Source organism: Bradyrhizobium sp. ma5 (assembly GCF_042258955.1).
Lineage (GTDB): Bacteria > Pseudomonadota > Alphaproteobacteria > Rhizobiales > Xanthobacteraceae > Bradyrhizobium.
The window spans coordinates 1,864,696-1,887,290 of record NZ_CP170156.1 but is presented as its reverse complement, the minus strand read 5'-3'; the positions used below and the strand labels follow the sequence as shown (position 1 = coordinate 1,887,290).

General features: G+C 57.7%; 11 protein-coding genes and 9 pseudogenes. 7 read left to right on the top strand and 13 right to left on the bottom strand.

The annotated features are described in order from the left end of the window. Positions 1–105: 105 nt before the first annotated feature. The 3 genes from ehuB to eutB all read right to left on the bottom strand — a co-directional run bounded on the left by ehuB (position 106) and on the right by eutB (position 3,452). A complete protein-coding gene (gene ehuB / locus ACE103_RS08805) occupies positions 106–1,011 on the bottom strand; it encodes an ectoine/hydroxyectoine ABC transporter substrate-binding protein EhuB (RefSeq protein WP_375779104.1) in 906 nt (301 codons plus the stop codon). A gap of 524 nt (positions 1,012–1,535) precedes the next feature. After that, a complete protein-coding gene (gene eutC, locus ACE103_RS08800) occupies positions 1,536–2,528 on the bottom strand; it encodes an ectoine utilization protein EutC (protein ID WP_375779103.1) in 993 nt (330 codons plus the stop codon). Continuing rightward, positions 2,529–3,452: a hydroxyectoine utilization dehydratase EutB gene (gene eutB, locus ACE103_RS08795; protein WP_375781054.1), complete on the bottom strand. Its 924-nt coding sequence runs from the start codon at positions 3,450–3,452 to the stop codon at positions 2,529–2,531. It lies immediately after the preceding gene. A 600-nt stretch (positions 3,453–4,052) separates the two neighbouring features. Here eutB and ACE103_RS08790 point away from each other — a divergent pair. Continuing rightward, a complete protein-coding gene (locus tag ACE103_RS08790; RefSeq protein WP_375779102.1) occupies positions 4,053–5,228 on the top strand; it encodes a M24 family metallopeptidase in 1,176 nt (391 codons plus the stop codon). Positions 5,229–5,343: 115 nt separating this feature from the next. Here the strand turns inward: ACE103_RS08790 and ACE103_RS08785 are convergent, their stop codons facing one another. From ACE103_RS08785 to ACE103_RS08775, 3 genes are all read right to left on the bottom strand, one after another. Then, entirely contained in the window at positions 5,344–6,993 is a 1,650-nt protein-coding gene (locus ACE103_RS08785; RefSeq protein ID WP_375779101.1) for an acyl-CoA synthetase, read from the bottom strand. Positions 6,994–7,165: 172 nt separating this feature from the next. Beyond that, complete coding sequence (locus tag ACE103_RS08780) at positions 7,166–8,566, bottom strand: aminotransferase (RefSeq protein ID WP_375779100.1); 1,401 nt, start codon at positions 8,564–8,566, stop codon at positions 7,166–7,168. 10 nt (positions 8,567–8,576) lie between these two features. After that, complete coding sequence (locus ACE103_RS08775; protein WP_375781053.1) at positions 8,577–10,088, bottom strand: NAD-dependent succinate-semialdehyde dehydrogenase; 1,512 nt, start codon at positions 10,086–10,088, stop codon at positions 8,577–8,579. 147 nt (positions 10,089–10,235) lie between these two features. On the opposite strand from ACE103_RS08775, the gene ACE103_RS08770 reads away from it, so the two are divergent. The 3 genes and pseudogenes from ACE103_RS08770 (at position 10,236) to ACE103_RS08760 (ending at position 12,860) form a co-directional block, all read left to right on the top strand. After that, positions 10,236–10,715, top strand: coding sequence for an Lrp/AsnC family transcriptional regulator (locus tag ACE103_RS08770; RefSeq protein WP_375779099.1), 480 nt, complete (start codon positions 10,236–10,238; stop codon positions 10,713–10,715). Between the two features lie 484 nt (positions 10,716–11,199). Continuing rightward, a pseudogene (locus tag ACE103_RS08765) lies at positions 11,200–12,585 on the top strand (MFS transporter). Continuing rightward, positions 12,531–12,860 carry an MFS transporter gene (locus ACE103_RS08760; protein WP_375779098.1) on the top strand — a complete coding sequence of 110 codons (330 nt, stop codon included), beginning with the start codon at positions 12,531–12,533 and terminating at the stop codon, positions 12,858–12,860. The pseudogene ACE103_RS08765 and the gene ACE103_RS08760 overlap by 55 nt, the downstream one beginning before the upstream one ends. A gap of 281 nt (positions 12,861–13,141) precedes the next feature. On the opposite strand, the pseudogene ald reads toward ACE103_RS08760, so the two are convergent. Both ald and ACE103_RS08750 read right to left on the bottom strand, forming a co-directional pair. Beyond that, positions 13,142–14,259: pseudogene (gene ald / locus ACE103_RS08755) on the bottom strand (alanine dehydrogenase). A 411-nt stretch (positions 14,260–14,670) separates the two neighbouring features. After that, positions 14,671–15,114: a hypothetical protein gene (locus tag ACE103_RS08750; protein WP_375779097.1), complete on the bottom strand. Its 444-nt coding sequence runs from the start codon at positions 15,112–15,114 to the stop codon at positions 14,671–14,673. Positions 15,115–15,886: 772 nt separating this feature from the next. Here ACE103_RS08750 and ACE103_RS08745 point away from each other — a divergent pair. Both ACE103_RS08745 and ACE103_RS08740 read left to right on the top strand, forming a co-directional pair. Next, positions 15,887–17,137 carry a Zn-dependent hydrolase gene (locus tag ACE103_RS08745; protein ID WP_375779096.1) on the top strand — a complete coding sequence of 417 codons (1,251 nt, stop codon included), beginning with the start codon at positions 15,887–15,889 and terminating at the stop codon, positions 17,135–17,137. 255 nt (positions 17,138–17,392) lie between these two features. Continuing rightward, positions 17,393–17,603: pseudogene (locus ACE103_RS08740) on the top strand (M20/M25/M40 family metallo-hydrolase); the annotation flags it as partial. Between the two features lie 274 nt (positions 17,604–17,877). On the opposite strand, the pseudogene ACE103_RS08735 reads toward ACE103_RS08740, so the two are convergent. The 3 pseudogenes from ACE103_RS08735 to ACE103_RS08725 all read right to left on the bottom strand — a co-directional run. Next, positions 17,878–18,053, bottom strand: a pseudogene (locus ACE103_RS08735) (IS66 family transposase); the annotation flags it as partial. A 279-nt stretch (positions 18,054–18,332) separates the two neighbouring features. Then, positions 18,333–18,556 (bottom strand): annotated as a pseudogene (locus ACE103_RS08730) (IS66 family transposase); the annotation flags it as partial. A gap of 23 nt (positions 18,557–18,579) precedes the next feature. Further along, positions 18,580–19,172 (bottom strand): annotated as a pseudogene (locus tag ACE103_RS08725) (transposase); the annotation flags it as partial. Positions 19,173–19,246: 74 nt separating this feature from the next. Here ACE103_RS08725 and ACE103_RS08720 point away from each other — a divergent pair. Next, positions 19,247–20,270: pseudogene (locus tag ACE103_RS08720) on the top strand (IS110 family transposase). 243 nt (positions 20,271–20,513) lie between these two features. Here ACE103_RS08720 and ACE103_RS08715 read toward each other — a convergent pair. Then, positions 20,514–21,508: pseudogene (locus tag ACE103_RS08715) on the bottom strand (IS66 family transposase); the annotation flags it as partial. Positions 21,509–21,582: 74 nt separating this feature from the next. Then, positions 21,583–21,926, bottom strand: a pseudogene (tnpB, locus tag ACE103_RS08710) (IS66 family insertion sequence element accessory protein TnpB). Positions 21,927–22,595 lie beyond the last annotated feature (669 nt).

Sequence of the window (22,595 nt, the reverse complement as noted above, 5' to 3'; positions counted from 1 at the left end):
GGCTGCGCGCCGTCTCAATCTTCCAATCATCGTCCTGCGGCAACCAGCGCAGGACAGAAGCTCTCGACAGCTACGGAAAGATGGGTAGAAAAGTTAATGATCTGTTTAGCGATACTTGTCACCACAGAGCTCGCGTGTGGTCACGTCTTTCGGAGCTAGCTCAGTGAAGTTGTACTTCGCAAGGATCTTGTCGGCGGTGCCATCGGCCTTGAGCTTCTTAAGGCTCTCATCGTAGACGTCGCGCAGCGCCGTGTCTTCCGGCCTGAATGCGATCGCGGTGTAGAGCGCTGACTCTCGCCCCTTTTCTACGTACCCGGTAAAAGGTGTTGCGAGCTCTACGCCCTTCACCTTTGGGTCTTCAAGCCACGCGCTTAAGGTCGTCTTGGATGCAGAAATGGCATCTGCTCGGCCGCCGTAGACCGCGGCGAGCTGGGACTCTTGTTCTCCTGGAAGCAACAGCAGTTGCGACTTCGGCACTCCGGCCTTCACGGCATTGTCACCGCTCGTACTGCCTCGTCCAACCACCAGCCGAATTTTCGGATTGGCAGCAATATCCGCGAAACTGTGAATGTTGTCCGGATTACCCGCCTTTACAAGAAGCGCATCCTTAATTGCAATAGTAGGTTCACTGAACACTACTTGTTCGCAACGAGTTGGAGTTATCGACAAATCGACACCGATGACGTCAATGCGCCCGCTTAACAAGCTCGGAATCAGCGCTCCAAACTCCATAATGACGAAATCGACCTTCTTGACCCCGGCGGGCTCAAGCACGGCTCTAATCATGTCAGGGCCGGCTCCGGCCAAGTCACCTTTGGTTGTCGTGTAGGCCCAGGGTGCCTGGTTGAGGATCCCGATTGTGATCCGCCCTTCGCGCAAGACACGGTCCTTGATCGGTTCAGCATGCGCGCCTTGGGAAATAGCGACCGACAGGCCGACTGACATCGCAGCCCAGATTAGAACTCTGGACAACGGCATGGTGGCCAATTTTTTTTCTATGAAACTGAGCATATGCGGCGATTGTCCTTGCTAGGTCTTGGGAAGTTGAAACGCCATTCGCGAATGATAATCAATTGGGAACATGGCGGCAGTAGAATACCGACGCTGCCCAGAGATTTGCGGCGCTTTCCTGGTGTCAACGAGGAATTCCTGCACCGCGAAGGCATTTTGCATTGAAAGCCTTCGCAGCGGCCGGAGCGATGCGATAGAACGGACGATCGTACAAAGTATGATCTCGAGCTCCAATCTTGTTCGGCAGAAGTGCAATCCCTACGGCAACCCTGTCACGCGCTGGAAAAGACGCAGATCCGAAGAAATGATCAATGCAGATTCTTAACCAACAGCTTCTGTTTCCGCTATGTGGTGCGCGCGCTTCGGAGCTCGTCTCAAATCTGGGAAACAACTCCATCGCAGATGCTCATTGCATGTGCAACCGTGACTCGATGAAGGTGGATTCCTTACCTGCGGTAAGTCTCTTAGACATGATTATCGCGCTGACCCCGGCAAATTGCTCGCCGGCCGCGTGCAGAGGTTTGTCAGCTCTCGACGACGATGCCGACCCCTGTAGCCTCAGCCCGAGAAAAGGCGAGCGAGGCAATGCTGGTGTCTTGAATGCCGGTGCCGGTGAGGTCCGCCATCGTGATTTGCATCTCGCTTGTGCGGCCAGGCTTTGACACGGCAATCAGTTCGCCAAGCTCCGGAAAGATCGCTTTGTCTGTAACAAGGCCTGCGGCAATAGCATGGTGCAGTTCGCCAAGGCGCCGCGTTTGCTTGAGACTGTCGGCGACGTACAGGTCCGCGCGGGCGATTGCCATAGGGTCGATCTCATTCTTATGTTCGGCGTCTGCCCCCATTGCGGTTATATGCTGGCCCGGCTCCATCCATGCCGCCTTAAGAATCGGCATTGCGGACGGCGTCGTGGTAACGATGATGTGCGAACCGGCCACGGCCGTCCTAAGGTCAGCATGCGCCATTATCGGAAAGCCGAACTTCGCCGAGAGCTCCCGCGCAACAGTTTGAGCCTTGGAAGGGGTTCGCCCCCAGATCCGTGCCTCGCGAATCGGGCGAACCATGGCGAGTGCCTCCAGCTGCAGCCTCGCCTGAACTCCCGTCCCCACGATAGCAGCCACAGAAGCGTCTTTGCGCGCTAGATGCTTTGCCGCAACTGCACCTGCGGCGGCCGTGCGCACATTCGTCAAGTATCCGTTGTCGAGCAATAGCCCTTGCATCAGACCGGTTACGCTCGAAAGCAGCACCATCAAACCGTTGACGCTAGGCAGCCCAATCTTGGGATTGTCAAAAAAGCCAGGGCTAACCTTGACGGCAAATCCCTCGATACCCGGCACGTAAGCCGCTTTGACATCCACCTCACCGCGATATTCGGGAATCTCAAGTCGCATGATAGGGGGCATCATGACGGCCTTGGTAGCAAGCGAATGAAACGCACTCTCCACGCATTGCACTGCGATAGGGTCGAGGGGAACAATTCTTCTGAGATCGCGCTCTGTTAGTATTCTTACTTTTGCCACTCAGACCTCCTGCCCAGGAGGATTGTTCATCCCGTTTATGACTTGTCGATGCAATTGCAGTTCGACATTGCCGCCCGACAGCACGATAACGACGGGTCCGCGGAGCGCATCAATTTTGTTAGCAAGCAGCGCCGCAATGCCGACAGCGCCCGCTCCCTCGACGACCTCACGCTCTTGCCGATAGGCATGACGAATGCCCGCCGCTATCTCGCTTTCGCTCAACAAGACCAGATCATCGAGCAGAACTCGGCACATAGGGAACGTCAGCTTGTTCTCCAGACCGATTCCACCGCCAAGAGAGTCAGCAAGACTGGAAAACTCTTCCACCTGGACAGGCTTCCCGGCATCCAAACTTGCCTTCATGGCAGCGCCCCGTTCCATAGTGACTCCTATAATTCTAGCACCCGGCCTCCTAGTCTTCACCGCGACCGCTATTCCGGCCGCCAACCCGCCGCCGGAAAGCCCCACGATTACTGTGCCGACATCCGGCACCTCATCAAGGATTTCGAGCCCGATCGTTCCCTGTCCGGCGATGATATCCGGATGGTCGAACGGCGGTAGCATGACGAGGCCTTGGGAGACCAGGTAATCAGCCTCTTGCTGAGCCTCGTCTTGTGAGCAGCCGACGATCCGGACATCCGCGCCGAGATGCCGGATCTCCGCGACCTTGTTTTGCGGCACCAGCCGCGACATGCAGATTGTAGCGCGCGAATTTTGGGCACGGGCCGCATAAGAGAGTGCTCGACCATGGTTGCCGGTCGAGACTGCGACGACCCCCCTTGCCCGATCGGCCGGCGCAAGCCGTAGAATCGCGTTGGTCGCACCGCGCAATTTGAAGCTGCCCGTAGTTTGACGATTTTCAAGCTTGAGGCCTACGGGAATGCCGCACCTATGTGAGAGCGAGGCCGAGTGTACGATTGGCATCGAGATGATGTGATCGGCGATGCGACGTCGCGCATCCTGTATGGCTTCAAGATCAATCACAGACACCCCTCGAGTTCAGCAAGGTCCAAGCAAATACAAAGCGGCTACAGTCTTCTCTTGATATTATGAGGAGCGGCCGACCAACAGTCGCCAATACCGTGGAGCTGCCGAGCCTAATCGCGGTTTGCCCGCAACGATGGGAGCAAACTCGTCCCAAGATCGAGAAGCACGAGTTGAGAACTCCAAGACGAAACCTGCGCGAATCGCAGCAAAATGGGCTTGGCGTGTCGTCACCTCGGGACAGGCCGAAGCAACTCTACAGTGCCAAGGAGCTTCAGCCGCAGTTCGATATCTCTCAGCTGCGCATGTGCTCAGCGGGCATCCACAGCTATTAGACCATGTATACCGAGCATGTCAACAAATCCGCTGAGCGAACTCGTGGAGCGGATGCAATAGCCAAAACGGCAGCCTCGGATAGCAGCAGCATTAGCAGCAGCATTTCGAGCGCTGTTCATTGACACTAACATTATACCAAGTATACTATGTATGATGCAAAGGCACGCACATCAAAAAGGCACGCACATCAACAGGAGACTAGTAATGGCGACGGGTTCACACGGCGAGGAAGTGGCGCGGAGAATCGACAGGCTCCGTTGTGAGATGGCTCGTCGCTCGATTGACGCCTTCATCCTGACTGATCAAGCGAACTTCGAATACTTCACTGGGTACAGGTCTATGTTCTGGGCCTCCAAGACGCGCCCGTTCTTCTCAATCATCTTCGCCGACGACAGCACACAGCTCGTTATAGCGAGCATGGCTGAGTCGAGGACCGTGAACCAGTCAATTGGCATGCCGGCAAACCTCCGCTTCGAGTTCTACAGTGGTTTTCTCGAGGCAAGCCTGGCGAAATTGATGGAAGTTGCCACACCCAAATTACCCGCCTCGCCTGTCATCGCGGTCGACTACGGGAATGACCACTTTGGGCGCGGGTCGCTGGCGCTCCCCACAATGTGGCGATCAAACTTTCCGAACAGTCAAGTCATTGATGGATCGGCCGATATCTGGGCTGTTCGCATGATCAAAAGCGAACATGAAATTAATGCAAAGCGGAGGGCTATGAAGGTCGCTACTGACGCCTTTTTCACCTGCATTGAATCGCTCCGCATCGGGCATACGGAAGAGCAGTTCGCCATCTCGTTGAAGCGCGAGATGATTGCGCAAGGCGCAGAGAGCATACCTTGGCTTTCTCTTCGATTTGGACACAAAAACCTAGCGTACAGCCTGCGGCCGACGCAAAGAACGTTAGCTGAGAATGATTACATTTGGGCAGATATGGGATGCCTCTGCGAGGGCTACGCGTCAGATGTCAATCGAATCGCCAAGGCCGGTCCAGTGACGGATGAAGAGCAGAAGTCGTATAACACCGTTCGGACGTTAACGCTCGATATGCTGCATTCTATCCGGGTCGGCATGACCGGTGGCGATGCGTTCAGAAAATGTGAGGAACTCGCTTCCGCAACCCCTCTTGGTGCTCCTTACGGGGGAGCATCGCGTATCGGGCACGGCTCGGGCATTGATCTAACCGAACCTCCTTCGATCATGGCTTCGTCTGAGGAGACGCTCAGGTCTGGAATGATCATTCATATTGAGCCCAAGTATGAGACTGAGCTCGGTCTATTCCAAGTTGAGGAAGTTGGTGTGCTCCGCGACTCAGGTATGGAAATGCTGACGATACCGGCACCTGAGGCGCTTCCCACTATCAGGTTGCTTAGTTGAGGCGCGAACCGCCGCCTCCCAACCAATTCAGCGCCGATGGCGCGCTATCTTTCATAGATAGCGCGAGTCGCGTGTGTGATCAGAGTGGGATTCGGTTTACTTGCAACGATACGAGCTACTTGGATATCGCTTCTGCCGAGTCGACCGCGTTGCGCAGCAGGAATTTCTGGATCTTGCCGGTCGAGGTCTTCGGGATCACGCCGAACACCACTGACTTCGGCGTCTTGAAGCCCGACATGTGCTCGCGGCAATAGGCAATGATCTCGGCCTCGGTCGCCTTGGCGCCGTCCTTCAGCTCAATGAAGGCGCAGGGCACTTCGCCCCATTTCGGGTCCGGCTTGGCGACAACAGCCGCGAACAGCACGGCCGGGTGCTTGTAGAGGACGTCATCAACCTCGACGGAGGAGACGTTCTCGCCGCCGGAGATGATGATGTCCTTGGAGCGGTCCTTGATGATGACGTAGCCGTGCTCGTCGAGCACGCCGAGATCGCCGGTGTGAAACCAGCCGCCGGCGAAGGCTTCCTGCGTCGCCTTCTCGTTCTTCAGGTAGCCTTTCATCACGATGTTGCCGCGGAACATGACTTCGCCGATGGTCTCGCCGTCGCGCGGCACCTCGCGCATGGTCTCGGGATCGAGCACCGTGACGCCTTCCTGCAGCGGATAGGACACGCCCTGGCGCCGCTTCAGCTGCGCGCGCGCATCAGCCGACAATTCGTCCCAGCCCGGCTGCTCGGCGCAGACGGAGGCGGGGCCATAGACTTCGGTCAGACCGTAAACATGAGTGAGCTTGATGCCGATGCGCTCGGCGCCCTCGAGCACTGCAACCGGCGGCGCCGCGCCCGCAATCAGGCCGCCCACGGGCCTGGCCTTGCCGCCCGTGGGCGCATTGGGGGCGTTGATCAGGGTGTTGTAGACGATCGGCGCACCGCACATGTGGGTGACGCCGTGCTCCGGGATCAATTCGAAGATTCTTGCAGGATCGACCTTGCGCAGGCAGACATTGACGCCGGCGGTCGCCGCGATCGTCCACGGGAAGCACCAGCCGTTGCAGTGGAACATCGGCAGCGTCCAGAGATAGACCGGATGCTGGCCGAGATTGCCGGCGAGGATATTGCTGACGGCGTTGAGATAGGCGCCGCGGTGATGGGTCACCACGCCCTTCGGATTGCCCGTCGTGCCCGACGTGTAGCTCAGCGCGATCGCGTCCCATTCATCGGCCGGCGGCCGCTCCACGAACGCCGGATCGCCTGAGGCGACCGCCGCCTCATACTCGATCTCGCCGATCCGCTTGCCGCCGGGGAACGCGGCGTCATCAACGTCGATCACGAACGGCTTCGGGCCCTTCATCAGGGTCAAGGCTTCCGCGATCACGCCGGAGAATTCGGGATCGACCAGGATGATCTTCGCGCCGCCATGGTCCAGCTGGAATGCAATCGACGCCGCGTCGAGGCGGATGTTGAGCGCGTTCAGCACCGCGCCGGACATCGGCACCGCGAAATGCAGTTCGTTCATCGCCGGGATGTTCGGCAGCATCGCGGCGACCGTGTCGCCATGGCCGATGCCGTGGCCCGCGAGATAGGATGCAAAGCGCTTGCAGCGCTCGTAGGTCTCTTTCCAGGTGAAGCTGCGACCCTCATAGACCGCGCTGACATGGTCGGGATAGACCGCGGCCGAGCGCGCCAGGAAGCTCAGCGGCGTCAGCGGCACGTAGTTGGCAGGCGTCTTGTCCAACCCGATCGTGTACTGGTTTTGAGCTGCACTCATGGCTCTATCCCATCCGCAAGGTGCTTAGAGGAACCCGATCGATATCCAGGGGAAGATGGCGACGATCTACCTGCCCGATGGCATAGGTCGCATGCTCGTCACGCCGAGCTATTGCATTTGCGATAGGTCTCCCCTTTGGGGGAAAGTCCAAACGACAACCGGCCTTTGGCCTTTAACTGGTTGACGTTACCTTCGCGAGTTCATCCATTACCTGCCTAGTCGCCGCGTAGGCAAGGTCAACGATTTCGTCTATCTCAGCGTCGGAAACGACGAGCGGCGGGGCAAAGCCAAGGATGTCTCCATGGGGCATTGCTCGAGCGATGAGCCCGCGATCACGAGCAGCCTTGGAAATGCGAGCACCCACCTTGAGCTGCGGATCAAACCTACGCTTCGTTTGCCTGTCCGCAACGAATTCGAGGGCAGCAAGCAATCCGACTCCTCGCACTTCCCCGACGATCTCCAACTGTGCGAAGCGTGCCTCAAGTCGCTTCTGGAAATGCAAGCCAGCGATCCGGGCGCGGTCGCTCAGTTGCTCCCGCTCAAAAATATCGAGAACCGCGTTGGCAGCCGCAGCCGCAATTGGATGACCCGAATAGGTATATCCATGCGAAAATGCTCCGACCCGATCGGCAGCCTGTTCCATCACGCCGTATACTTTCTCGCCGACGATAGCGCCCGAGAGCGGCATATAGCCGGAGGTCAGACCTTTTGCTACCGTCACAAGGTCCGGCTCGATCCCGTACAAGGTGCTGCCGAAGTCCGCGCCGGTTCGACCGAACCCGCAAATAACTTCGTCCGCGATCAAAAGAACGTCGTAGCGCCTGAGGATTTTCTGTACTTCATCCCAGTAGCTCGCGGGCGGTGGCGTTATCCCGCCAGTGCCCAGAACCGGCTCGGCAATGAACGCACCGATCGTTTCCGGTCCCTCGCGTACAATCAGCTCTTCGAGCTCGGCCGCACGCCGACGAGAGAACGCTTCCTCGGTTTCACCTGGTTCGGCGCCCCAGTAATGGTGCGGCGCGCCTGTATGCAGAATACCTGGATAAGGTAGATCCATGTGATCGTGGTAGAATGACATCCCAGTCATCGAGCCAGAGATTACCGAGCAGCCATGATAGCCTCGCTCGCGGGAGATGATCTTTTTCTTCTTCGGCTGGCCACGCAGATTGTTATAATACCAAACAAGTTTTGCTTGGGTCTCATTGGCATCAGAACCAGACATCCCGAAGAATACCTTGCTAGGCTTACCCGGTGCTATCCGCACTAGTCGATCCGCCAGCCTGGCCAGCTCCTCGGTCGTGTGAGCAGCGTAGGTGTGGTAGTATGCCAAGTTGTACGCCTGCCGAGCGATCGCCTCAGCTACCTCTCTGCGACCATAGCCGATGTTTACGCAGTAGAGTCCCGCAAAGGCATCGATGTAGCTGCGCCCATCCGCCTCCTGGATGCGCACGCCCTTCCCGCCGGTGACGATCGTCGGGTCACCCAGTTTACCGCTCGCAAAATCCTTCAGCTGTGTGAAGGGATGCAGAACTGTCGCGCGATCCTGTTCAGCGATCATTCTGATGTCGGTCATCTACAGTCTCCTACCCCGCTAAGTCACCGAAACAAACGTATTTTAGCTCCATGTATTCCGCTAAGCCGTGCCGCGATCCTTCTCGACCGAGTCCAGATTGCTTCCAGCCTCCAAATGGAATGGGCGGGCCTGTGAATGATGCCGTGTTGATGCCGAGCATACCGCATTCGATTTGTTCAGAAAGACGGAGCGCCCGACGCAGACTATCCGTGTAGACATAGCCGGCGAGACCCATCTCGTTGGCATTGGCTCGAGCGACCACTTCCTCTTCGGTATCGAACGGAAGCACAGCTGCGACAGGCCCAAATGTCTCCTCGCGCGCGATCAACATTTCTTCGGTGACGTCACTAAGAAGCGTTGGAGAAACGAAGTTAGGACCCAGGCCCGCCCCCTGATTGGCGGAGGATGCACGCGCGCCTTTTTTTAACGCATCTTCGACATGCTCTCTGCACTTGTTAGCGACGGACAACTTGGTCATTGGCCCGATATCCGTTGCAGGCTCCAAGCCGTGGCCGACCTTCAACTGGGCAATCGCTTTCGCAAAGGCATCAACGAATGGATCGTAGATGCCCCTTTGTACATAGATCCGGTTTGCGGCCAGACAGTCCTGCCCCGAAGTAGCAAACTTTGCGGCCATCGCACCCTTGACCGCTTTCGCCAAATCCACGTCATCAAAAATCACAAAAGGCGCATGCCCACCGAGCTCGAGCGACACCTTCTTGACCGTGTCGGCCGCGCCCTCCAGGAGTAGGCGCCCCACCGCTGTCGACCCGGTAAACGATAGAGCGCGTATTCTTGTGTCGCGCAGTAGAGGGGTTGAAAGTTCAACTGGATTACCAGTAAGTACCTGGATCACACCCGGCAGAACCCCCGCTTCCTCAGCCAATCTCGCCAATGCAAGAGCTGAGAGCGGCGTCTCGGGAGCAGGCTTAACAATGACCGGACAGCCGGCGGCAAGGGCAGCACCCGCCTTTCGCGCGATCATGGCAACAGGAAAGTTCCACGGGGTGATTACTGCTACCACTCCAATCGGCTGCATCCGGACCTGAACGAGACTTCCCGCCTTGTGGCTGGGGATCGTCTCGCCGTACGCGCGCTGTCCTTCGGCTGCAAACCACTCCAGAAAGCCGGCGGCGTACGTAATCTCATAGCGGGCTTCGGCGAGCGGCTTCCCTTGCTCACTAGTCACCAGAATCGCAAGCTCTTCCAAGTGTTCGAGTAGCAGCGAGGCCCATGAGCGAAGAATTGCACCACGCTCCTCCGGCAACAAATCTCGCCATTCTGAGAACGACTGCTCAGCCGCCTCAATTGCCAGGTTAGCGTCTGCGGCGGTGCATCTAGTAACCTTCGCGATCTCTTCCTGGGTCGCAGGATCGACAACAACGTCTCCCTTGTCGCCAGAAACCCACTGGCCGTTGATAAATGCGGCTCCAGCGAGAAAATCGCGACGGTGGAGAGTCTGCAGATACTTACCCGCACGACCGCCCGCGCATGATTGTTGCCGAACAGGTTGGGTCGTCATTTGGAAGCCTGTCTGATCGTCTATTGAAATTGTCTCAGCAATCAGGATACTGGAGGCCGCGAAGAGATTTGCGTCGCATTTCCCTGTGATTTGGATGAAGTTCTGCACTGCACAGGCTTTTTGCGACGAAAGCCCCCGGAGCGGATTATGCGATATGACCGGATAGACGCCCGGATTCTCGAAATAGTACAAAAGAACAATCGCCTCACCTCCGACGTGATCGGCGAAATGGCCGGCCTCTCGGCTACCGCGTGCCAACGGCGTTTGAAAAGGCTCCGATCCGAGGGGATCATCGAGGCAGATGTTTCCGTCGTTTCAGCGAAGGCGGTGGGAAGACCGATTCAAATGCTTGTGCTGGTGAGCCTGGAACGGGAGCGCTCAGACATAATCGATAAATTCAAAAAGGCGATCAAAGCGTCGGCCGAAGTCGTCAATGGCTTTTATGTGACAGGCGACGCCGACTTTGTTTTGTACCTCACCGCCCGAACGATGGAGCATTACGAGCAATTCACGCGACGGTTCTTCTACGAGAACTCCGACATAAAGGGCTTCAAAACGATGGTCATCATGGATCGCGTTAAATCCGGATTTGCGATTCCAATCGAACCTCCATCTGATGATGTCTGAGCGGTGCCGAGTCACTTGCTCAAGCTAAACTCTTTCGCCCATACTAATCGTTTAATCGCACAGAACGCAGAAAACCAGCTCGGCGGCGCAACTATTGTGTGTTCATTCAAATACGTTACTTGCCGGCGAACTAGATTTTGATTCGACGAAATTGCATGTTTTCCGGTCGCGGATCGAGCAGAATGCAGCAAGAGTAAACGCCAATCGGTTGCGGGAGCTAGTTGACCGGCAAGGGCAGTTCCTGCCTTTGAAGCGTTCGAGACGAGAGGCTTATGCTCAGTGCTACGCGAGCAGTGCTGATGGAGTACAATTGCGTGCGCGCCAAATGTTGGCGATGCTGTAGCGTCGAGACTCGAACAACGCGACGTGAACTGAGGCTCGGCTTCTTGGCGCTTTGTTGCTGGAGATCGTACCCAACGAGAATACCTCGCGAGATTGGCGAGCCTGAGCTCCCAAGCGCTCAACTGATCTTCGGAACGAAACCATGGCAGTCGGGCCAGAGGCCAAAACGACGCATCAGTTCAATCTGATGCTTACCGGATCCGATGGCGTCATCGTACCGTTACGCTATGTAACTTTCTGCCGCGTTTGGCTTGCGAGCCTTCCCACCAATCTCGGTATCTTGATCCAAGGCATCGGCGCCGTCTGGGCGATGACGCAGATGACGTCATCCGCCGGCCAGATTGCATTGGTGCAGCCTTAATGCTGCCTGTAATGCTGATCGCGCTGCCGGCTGGAGCCATCGCCGACATGTACGATCGCCGCATCGAGGGGCTAGTTGCTCTCTCGATCGAGCTGCGGCGCACCCCTCCTAACAGTGCTCGACTGGCTCGGTCTTACGACGCCGAACGTCCTGCTGGCACTCTGCTTTACAGTCGGCAGCGGAATGGCGCTGATGGGTCCAGCTTTGCAATCGTCCGTGAGCGAGCAAGTGCCCGCCGAAGCGCTGCCCGCAGCCGTCGCGCTAAACGGTATCAGCTACAATGTCGCGCGCAGCGTGGGCCCGGCTCTCGTAGGCATTGTGGTCGCTGTGGCAGGCGCAGAAGCCGCTTTCGCCCTCAATGCGGCTCTCTATCTGCCGCTCATTGTGGCGCACTCGGTTTGGAAGCGCATCGCCAAGCGTCGCGTTTGCCGCCCGAAACGCTTAGCCGCGCCGGTGTCACCGCGTGCGCTATATTCTAAATTCGCCATCGATCAAAGTCGTGCTACTACGCTCCATGGTCACGGACGTGATCGGCGGCGCGATTATTGCCCTTATGCCGCTGGTAGTCCGAGATCGCTTGCATGGCGGCGTTGAGACTTATGGTATAATTGGTATAATGCTCAGCGCCTTTGGCGCGGGCGCCGCGATCGGCGCTTAACATTACAAAGATGCGCAAGCGGATGAGCGGGGAAGCAACAGTCCGCGCCTGCACGTTGTCTATGGGCGGGCAATCGGCGCAGTAGCACTGAGGCGCCAACCAATTTTGTCGGTCGCGGCGCTGGTCTTGGCCGGCGCGACATGGATGATGACGTGGGTGGTATTTAGCGTTGGCGTGCAGCTGCCTGCACCGCGGGTCGCGGGACGATCGCTTGCGGCGTATCAGGCGGTGAGTTCCGGTGGGATTGCAATCGGCAACTGGGGATCGGGTCATTGGACCGACGCCGCCGGCGTCAAACAACACTCCTGGTCTCGGCCGCTTTGATGTTCGCCTCTCCGCTGCTCGGGCTTTCGTTGCCTATGCCGCGGGTCGAGGCGCTTGAGGCATTTGAAGATCCCAAAGTCCAGCAGCCCTTGACCGGGCGCAGCCGACCGCTCGTGGTTGAGATCGAGTATTGGGTCGCAACGGAAAATGCGCGCACCTTCCACAGCCTAATGCCCGAGATATAGCTCCTTCGACAACGCAATGGCGAATATGGCTGGTCGATTGCTCGCGACATTGCTGTCCCGAGCTCTGGACCGAGTGTTATCACTGCCCAACTTGGCTTGATTACTTGCGGCACCGCAATCGATCCACACAGCCAGAACGCGATTTAGATGGACAAGCTAAGGCATTCCATATTGGTCCGGAATCGGTTCGAGTCCGATGTATGCTGCAACGATCGAGCGAAAGCGCCTTGGATCGAGCCGCAATCGAGGCTCTTCCAACCAACTGGAAACATTAGCGGCATTCCGCCTCAGCTAACGCTCAAAGCCGTTGATTGACACGGGCCTTAGACCCAGATCACCCGCAGGATTGCGGTGATCATGGGATGCGGCGGATCGACAGCTGTCTTCAAACAATGAAGGCGTCGACGGCAAACATCACCTCAACCCCCGCGAGGTGAGAGCCGCCATCTTCCGGATCATCTAATTTGCTCCAGACTAAGCTTCGTGCACTAGAAAAAAGGGCCACTCCGAAGAGTGGCCCAGGTCAGAGAACACGTCTTTATGAGGACATCTGGGATCAAGCCGCTGCTTGATCAAACGGTGAAAATGGGAGGCCAAGGCTCTCGGCCACCGCCTTATAAGTGAGCCGTCGTCCCTTACGGTTATTGAGGCCAGCCCGCCGATGTGGATTCTCAATAGCAGCCGAAAAGCTCCCTGTTCGCCAGAGCTAGGCCGAACGGCAACTTGGCATTATTCAATGCCTGACTCGAAGTCAGCGGAACAGCTCCAGGCATGTTCGCAACGTAGTCATGAATGAAGCCATCCACTTCGAAAGCAGGATCAGCGTGCGTCGTTGGACGCGAGGTCTCGAAACAACCGCTCTGATCGATGGCAACTTCCACGATCACCGAGCCTGTGCGCATCGAGCCCAGCATTTTTCTGTCAACGAGCTTGGGGGCGCTCGCTCCGGGGACAAGAACCGCTCCGATTACGACGTCTGCGGCAAATACTTCTTCCTCTACGCCGCTTATCGTCGCAAGCTTGGTACGAACTCGCCCTTCAAACGATTCATCCAGCTCGCGAAGACGATGTAGCGAGCGGTCAACTATCGTAACTTCGGCGCCTAGACCGACGGCCACACGCGCAGCGTGCGTTCCGACAACACCGCCTCCGATCACTACGATTCGGGCGGGCTGAACACCTGGAACGCCGCCGATCAAAAGTCCTCGCGCGCCTGCATATCGCTTCAGGGCTGCTCCTGCTGCCACGACTGCAAGTCAGCCCGCAACTTCACCCATGGGTGCGAGCAGTGGAAGGCCGCCACGCACACCGGTCACAGTTTCATAAGCGATGGCGGTGCAGCCGGATTTCAACAAGCCTTCAACCTGCTCCGACTCCGGACCGAGATGTAGATAGGTGAAAAGAACTCTGACCTTCTCGCAGTAGCCCCCATTTCGAACACTGCAGTTCTTTGACTTTCACGATCATCTCGCTCGAAGCAAATACGTCCTGAGACGGTTCCACGATCGTCGCGCCAGCATTGCGGTAATCATCATCGACTGAGCCGATCCCTGCGCCGGCGTCGGTTTCGACCATTACTTTGTGGCCTGCGGTGACGTACTCTCGTACAGCTCCAGGCGTCAGACCTACGCGGTATTCATGCGTCTTAATTCCCCTCGGGACGCCGACGTTCATCGCAATCTCCTTACTCAGATCAGCCATTGTAGCCGAGTGATCACGCAAACCTCGCACTTAGTTGGCCAAGAGACGCAGAACGTTGGCGAGTTTTTCTCGTTTGCGCATCTTTTGAGTTCAGACATGACCTATGGAATCGAGCTAGCAAGACAGACTTCTCAAAGCGTCACTTTGATCGCGCGTCGGGGCGTAGATCTCGAGCACACCATAACTGTTCTTCTCCAGTCGCGCGCAAGCGTTTCGTCGGATTCATTAGCTATGCGCATCCTGCTCGCGCAACGAACGCTTGATGCTGACGGACGCCCTGTATACCCGTTTGAGCAGGCCAATGCGGCTATTCTCACGCTTAGCTAGAGCTCATTTGAGTCAATGGCCGCGACGCGCACTCTTGATCGAGGCAGATCGCGGCGTCTATAGAAATAGCAGATGGCACAGCCGGTTCAATGAAGGAGCCTCATCAACCCGCATGATCACGTCAAGAAACTCCTGACTGCATCGTTGCAAAGACGTACCACCAAGGTTCGCCAGAAACTTCTTGATCACGTCACCCTCTTGCATTGGCCTCTGCCAATGCCCCGGCGCGAAGTCGGCTGTTGAAGTGTATACATCGCCAGTGGTCAACGAGATCGTTGCTGTGGACGTATAGAAGTGCCGCCTCTCCCAGAACTCCTTCTCGGCAACTGGATCGATCTCAACCGAACTTTTGCTTGAGAGTCCTGCAACGCGTGGATCCGCGATCACTTGGGGATCGTACCATTCGCGTCCTGGTGACAAGCCAATCAAAGCCATAGCGCACGCATATTGAACTGAGAATTGCGCATCGACATCGGACGTCGGAGCGGCGTCTGAAACCATTCGGATGTTCGGGAAACGGTACGAATTGTTACAGCTGCTGCGATCTTGCAAACTGCCTCAATGGAGGTGCGAACAAAGCCACAGGCAGGATACGCCTTTTGGAAGATTCTCGTATTCTCCAAATCTGCCCCAATTCAGCGCTCCGCTCGTAGCATCGAACCGTTCCGATCCAATGATGTACGCAAATCCTCTCTCCGCATTACTCAACATAGCAAATGGCCCAAGAATGCCCTCTCGTGCGCAAAGGACAGCATCAATTCCGCCGAGAGCCATTTTAGCCAACGTTCGCCTTCAAGTCATGTGCGGGGGCCGACCATAATGAACATACCAAGGCGGAATCGATGTATTTGTGTCCAAGTGTAGATCTCACCTTCTCGTCAGATCCTACCAACGTGACAATAGCCGCGGCTCCGGCGGCGATCCTGTGCAAGCATGATAAACGGCGAAACGCTTATATACTTCACGCTTTGCAAGGGTGGCGTCATGAACGCGAACGCCCGCCTCATAGCCTCCAACAACACAAGCTAATAGAAGTTCGAGCGATCGCCTACTTCGACTCCCATACTCCGTCAGTTCTCGCGCAATTCACCGATAAAGCGCACCAAGTTGCAGGAAATCATCCGGATTGCGGCAATAAGCGCCTTATATCAGTTTTTCTGGATTGGTATTCCTAAGACGGCGTCATACTCGCTGCCAAACGCCGGTGGATGGGCGTGCCCCACGGCTGCCGAGGTCATCACGATGCGGCAATTAAGCACGGAGCTTCAGTAGCATGGGTCGGTCCGCCTCGAACTTGCAGATCAATTCTGCCAGACTGTGGGATTCAATTCACGACACTGCAAAATTCGGTGGCACCGCGAAAGGCGGAGTGCGTCGACTAACCCTCACACAGGAAGATAGACAAGTCCGCGACTGGTTTCGCGAGGCGAGCGAGGCGGCCGGACTCATCGTGCAGGTGGATGCGCTGGGCTCGATGTTCGCCCTTCGCAAGGGACGGGATACGAGCAAGCCTCCGGTCGGGATAGGCTCGCATCTCGATACTCAGCCAACGGGCGGCAAGTTCGACGGCGTGCTCGGCACACTCGCCGCTCTGGAGGTAGTACGCACGCTTAACGACGCGGGAATCGAGACCGAGGCCCCGCTCTGCGTTGTAAACTGGACCAATGAAGAGGGCTCGCGCTTTGTGCCTGCCATGATGGGCTCCGCTGCTTACGTCGGCAACTTCACGATCGAGGACATATTATCGCACAAAGATGCCGAAGGCGTCTCGGTCGGCGCCGCGCTCGATGCGATCGGTTATCGCGGCGAAGTACCGGTCGGCAGACAGAAACTCAGCGCTTTTGTGGAATTACATATCGAGCAAGGGCCCATCTTGGAGGCAGAGGGCAAGACAATAGGCGTCGTCGATTCGGGTCAAGGCGAGTTGTGGTATGATGGCCGTATTATTGGGTTCGAGAGTCATGCAGGGTCGACACCGATGCCACTACGACGGGATGCCTTGGTGGCGCTGTCCGAAATTGTACTGGCTGTAGAAGAGATTGCGAAGAGGCATGCCCCCAATGCGGTCGGCACTGTCGGTGAGGCCATGATTGCAACGCCGTCTCGTAACGTTATTCCGGGCGAGATCGCTTTTACTGTTGATTTGCGTAGTTCGGATGATGCCATCATGCAAGCATTAGACGGCGATCTTCGCAACGCGCTCACCGAGATCGCGACTAGGCGTAATGTTGAGACCTCGCTGGAGTTAGTCTGGCGTATGCCACCCACTCATTTCGACCCAACAATCGTCAAAGCGCTCGAGAACGCAGCAAACACGCTTGGTTATTCCTGGCGCCGAATCACCTCCGGTGCTGGCCACGACTCATGCAATCTCAACACTAAGATTCCTACTGCTATGGTGTTTGTTCCCTGCAGGGACGGCGTCAGCCATAATGAATTGGAAGACGCAAGCCAAGCTGACTGCACCGCTGGTGCAAATGTGCTGCTACACACAGCGCTGGCGCTTGCCAAAATAGCCTCATAGCGCGCCAAAATCCTGCAGCGAATGTATAGGCCGCTGCACGCAATATAAGGGTTGGCCCTCAAGCCAATTATCAAGCGCGTGGCTGACGTCCATTCGGACAACCAAGCTTGGCGCCGAGACTTCTAGGCGCATCCTGAGCTTGACAACGACGTCCATCGCACATCTCATTTTGTTGCGCCGCGCTTACGCGACTTTGGCTGCGACTAACTCGTGACCGGACTCGGCAAAGATAGACCTTACTTCGTGGACGGCGATCCCGTCACTTTCAATCATAGTGCGCAAATCGATTTTGCGAAACGAGTGGCGGCGGCCGTCATGGGCGAGGACAATGTACTCGAGAATCTGCCCGGGATGGCGGCCGATGATTTCGCCTACATGCTCGAAGCGCGGCCTGGCCGCTTACACTTTATGTGAAAGTGGCGCTAGCGCGGGGCTTCATCATCGCGGCTACGATTTCAATGATTAGGCAGTTCTTTACGGGATCACTCTGGATCAAGCGCGTGGAAAGCGCCCTCGCTTGGTAGATCCGCGAAGCCCACTAGTTGCGGCGTACACATCCAGTGTAGGCCAGCAGGCTGGTTGGATCAGTTCCCGTTGCCAGCGCGTGAGCAGCTTGGGGTTTTCCTTGTAGAACCCGACGAGCTCGATCAGGTTTTCGATGCCAAAGTCAGTGAACGCCGACACGTCTTCGCCGACGCCATAGACTCAGATCAAGCCGTCCTCGCACCTCCAGGCGCCCCTTCGGGGCTCCTGCCATTGATAGAGCGCTCGATCTCGAACGCGCATCGATCCGCTGTACGACCTCAACCGCGATGGGCGAGAGCGGGATCTCCTTCGTGGCGGCGGCCTTGCGACGCGCATTCTCTTCGATATCAGCCATGGCGAAGAACGGGCGCCGAGCATGGACCCAACTTGCGTCGGGACAAGTCCTGGAAAGGAGGAAGAATGTGATCTGAAACCTTCCAACGTGACCCAGAGGGCTCGACACGGTCCCGGCAAAGGCGGTGCCCGCTGGCCGGAAGCGAATCTTGCATGTGGGACGGTAATGTCGCTCGTGAAGCGTAGACAGCGGGTACCTAAGCCCTGCGGCAGCCTCGAAATCATGTGATTGCTGAAGCCTTCGTCGTGTTGGGGCCGGCGGCAGCATCGGGAAAGCCGCTATGGTCAGATTCACCGGTTCGGTCGGTGAGAGCCGGCGCAGCAGGGGATCCGCGACGCACAGGCCGATCCCACGGCGTGCGCCATGGCCGACAGCGCGGATCGACGCGCCTTCCAGGGCATAGGCTCAGCCTGGCGGTTTAAGGGCTGACGTTGACCGTCTCGAACATGATCATGGCCAACGGGCTCGGGCCGTTCCCATCGCCGCGCGACGGCAGGGAATGGCGCCGGGGTCTGGCTGATCTTCTGTAAGCGGCAAGCTGAGGCCGTCAGGCGACGTGGTTTCATGGCATAAGCGCGTCGATCTGGCTGCTCGGCCAGCCGTTGGCGATACCCTGAAGTGTTAGGCTGAGCCAGGCGAATGGATCGACGTTGTTCATTTTCGCTGTCTGCAGCAGCGTTGCGATGGTTGCCCAGGTTCGTCCGCCGCCGTCGCTGCCCGCGAAGAGGCTATTCTTTTCTCGTAATTGTTGGTGGCCTGATGGCGCGTTCGACGATGTTGGAGTCGAGCTCGATGCGGCCGTCGGTGAGGAAGCATTCGAAGACGGCACGGCGCGAGACGGCATAGCGGATCACCTCAGCCAGTTTTGATTTGCCGGAGATCCGCCGCAAAGTCTGCTGCCAGAGGTCGAAGAGATCTGCGACGACCGCCGCGGAGGCTCGCTGAGCGGGGCAACGCGACCGTCGGGGCTTTGCCCGGCAAGGTCTTCTCGATCTGCCAGAGCCTTGCCATCCGCTCGACAGTCGTCGTTGCCACTTTCGAACCTGCAACATGCAGCTCGTAGAACTTGCGTCTGCTGTGTGACCAGCAGCCAGCCAATGTGATGCCATCATTGCCGCGATCGGGGCGCGCCAACTCGTTATAGGCGGCATAGCCGATGGAGTGGACGCCCCCCGACGGCATTGATTGTGCCAAGGTGCGGGTGTTGAAACCCGGTAAGGAGGACGTCCGTGGAAGAGGTTAGCATCGTTGGTTTGGATCTGGCCAAGAACGTGTTTCAGGTCCACGGCGCGGGGCAGGATAGAAGGATGGTCCTGCGTAAAAAGCTCAACCGCAGCAGGTTGCTCGAGTTTTTCGCCAAGTTGCCAAGATGTGTGGTCGCAATGGAGGCCTGCGCCAGCGCCCATTATTGGGGACGGGAGATCGGTAAATTCGGTCACGAGGTCCGGCTGATCCATCCCTCTTACGTGAAACCCCTCGTTAAGCGTCAGAAGAACGATGCCGCCGATGCGGAAGCGATCGCCGAAGCCGCGTTTCGACCAACGATGCGCTTTGTCGGCGTTAAGAGCGCCGAGAAGCAAGCCTCCTCCATGGCATTCAAGGTTCGTGATCTCTTAGTTCGACAGCGAACACAGACGATCAATGCTTTGCGCGGACATCTTGCGGAATACGGTTTGATCGTGGCTCAGGGCGTCAGACATATCCGCCCATTGCATGAGTTCCTGGCAACATATCCGGACCTACCCGACCTCGCTCGTGGCCTTTGCCAATCTCTTGAAGCACGTGGAATCCCTGTCGGAGTAGATTGCAGAGCTGGAGAAGGGACTGCGAGTGCGCGCGAGACAGGACGAGGTGGCCTCTCGCTTAATGACCATTCCGGGGATCGGTGCAATCTGCGTCACAGCGATAGAGGCCTTGTCGCCGTCGGCGGAGACCTTTTCCAAGGGGCGCGATTTTGCGGCCTGGATTGGTCTCACGCCCAAACAGAATTCTTCCGGAGGCAAGGATCGGCTGGGCAAAATCTCCAGGATGGGCCGGCGAGATCTCCGGCGCCTCCTTGTGCTTGGTGCGACCGCCGTCGTGCGATGGGCAAGACGATATGGATCGCCAGCAGGATCCTGGCTCGCGAGAATGCTCTCGAAGAAGCCACCAAAGCTTATCGCGGTCGCTCTAGCGAACAAAATGGCGCGTATCGCCTGGGCCTTGATGGTCCGCGGTGGTGCTTATCAAGCTCCAGCGTCTGGCGCTGCGTAACGCAAGGCCAGACGCCGGGAGACGTCGGGATGTGGTAAGGTCTAACGGAGGGTTATGGGCAATCGGTCAGGGACTGGGATTGGAAGAATCAATAAGTGGATGAGTGCCACGAGCACGCATAGCCGAATTGGATCCAATCCACGCATTCCATAAGGGCCCGCGACGTGTCGAGGTCGCATCACGAGGCCGGACACACGTCAGCACCCGACCACATGCCTGTTCCGAAGTTAAATTTTGCTTGCATTTACTGGGGCGTCCACACACATCCGCTTGCAGGATGCCCCGATAACCATTGAGATGGCGGACCGCGCATTCGCCGGAGCGGCTGTCTTCGAAGCGATAGGCCACCATCGGGGGACCGCTGCGGCCAAAGGTTCGGTCATCTCTGGCATAGGCCCATAAGTAGGCCGTTTTCGTCGATCCGGAGCCGGGAGCGAGCGTAGGCAAGGTGGTTTCGTCGGCAAAGACCCGTTCGGCCTTCTTGACCTCGCTGAAGACGTAGTCGGCCACGATCTCCAGCTCGAAGCCGAGCTTGCCCATCCATTGCGCCATCAGCTGGCGGTCGAGTTCGACCTTGTCGCGGGCGTAGGTGGCCTCCTGCCGGTAGAGCGCATCGGCATATTTGGCGACGGCGATCTGGGCCAGAAGCGCTTCCGTCGGAATGCCTCCTTCAATGATATGGGCCGGGGCCGGCGCCTGGATCACGCCGTCCTCGTTCTTGAACGCGTACTTGGGACGGCGCGTAACGATCACACGGAACTTCACCGGCACCACATCCAGACGGTCCGACACGTCCTCGCCGATCAGCACCTTCTGCTTGCCGGCATGCTCAGCCAGCTCTTCCGGCTCAATGACCGTTTCGATCCGTTCCAGATGGGGCGCAAAGCCCTTGCGCCGACGCAGTGCACGCTTGCCGTCCGCCTGCTCACGGCCTTGCTGACCTGGGCCTTGATCGCAGCGATGCCGGTCTCGATTTCCTCGAAGACAAAGGTCTGCTGTTCATCGTTACCGTTCGCAGAGCCGAGCTTTTCCGATCGTCGGCCGAACCGGACGCGGTCGAAGGCCTTCAGGATCTGCGTCAGCCGCTCGATGCGCGCATCGTCATCGGCGTTGCGCGCCCTGAGATCGGCGACTTCGCTCTCCAGAGCATCGGCGCGGGCCGCTTTCTCGGCCATGGCATGCACCATGGCTCTCAGCGTCTCGACGTCATTCGGGAGGTTGAGATCGGGCGGCGTCATTGGCCCGACCAGAGCACATTTTGCCCCGGTTCTCTTGCCTTTTCAGCTCACTGATTCACTTCGCCGCAGCGCTTTTACCCAACAATCTCCGGCGGCTTGACCGCCACGGTCCGGACCCGCTTCCAGTCCATTCCATCCACCAGTGCCATCAACTGCGCAGGATTCATCTGCACCCGATGATGCCCGATTCGCGGCCAGCAGAACTTCGCCTTTTCAAGACGTTTTAAATAGAGGCACACCCGGAGCCATCCCACCATACGATCTTTATTCTGTCGGCTCTTTTGGCCCGGAAGACATAAAGCGCACCGTCGAACGGATCTGAACCGGCATCGCGCACAAGCGCAACAAGGCCATCGATACCCTTGCGGAAGTCGACTGGATGGCTGACGAGGAACACCTTCACACCAGAGGGGATCATGCCGAACGGACCGCCCGGATCACCCGCTGCAAGTGCGCCTCGTCAACATCCACGCCGGCGCGCACGACCACCTCGCCAATCGCAATTTCGATCACCGCGCCTGCCACAGAAGCCACCACACCCTCGCAACTCGAGGGCCGCGAGCGATAATGCCGCTCGGCCCGAGCATCACGGCGCCAGGCGGACAGCTGCGACGGGTGAATGCCGATCCGGCGGGCGATCGCCGCGCCTTGAACTCGTCCGACCAGCGTCGGCGAAGCTGACGCGGCGCTCCCTCAAGACGGTCGGCGACCGCTTCGATCATATGGAAGGTTCTAGTTCCAGAACTAGGCGCAGACATAGAAGCTCACATCGGCTCACAAACTCAGCGCCGATAGCCGATCGCTCACCCACTCCGCCAGACGGGGTCTCTTTGCCGCTTACGATCTTCTCGCAGTCGCGGCAGGAGATTTTCCCGGACCGTCTCGATCACCTTAGCTTCTGCTGGACGATCAGCGCCTCGTCTTGCGATACTTTTGCGCGGGCGACCGCGAGCTCAGCAGCGATCGCCGAACCCTTCGCACGTTCGACCGCCAGAGCTTGTTTCAGGGCGGCAACGTCATCGGTAGCAGCGTCGCGATCAGCATTCATGCGAGGCAGTGAATCACCGATCGGGCGCGATGGGACTCC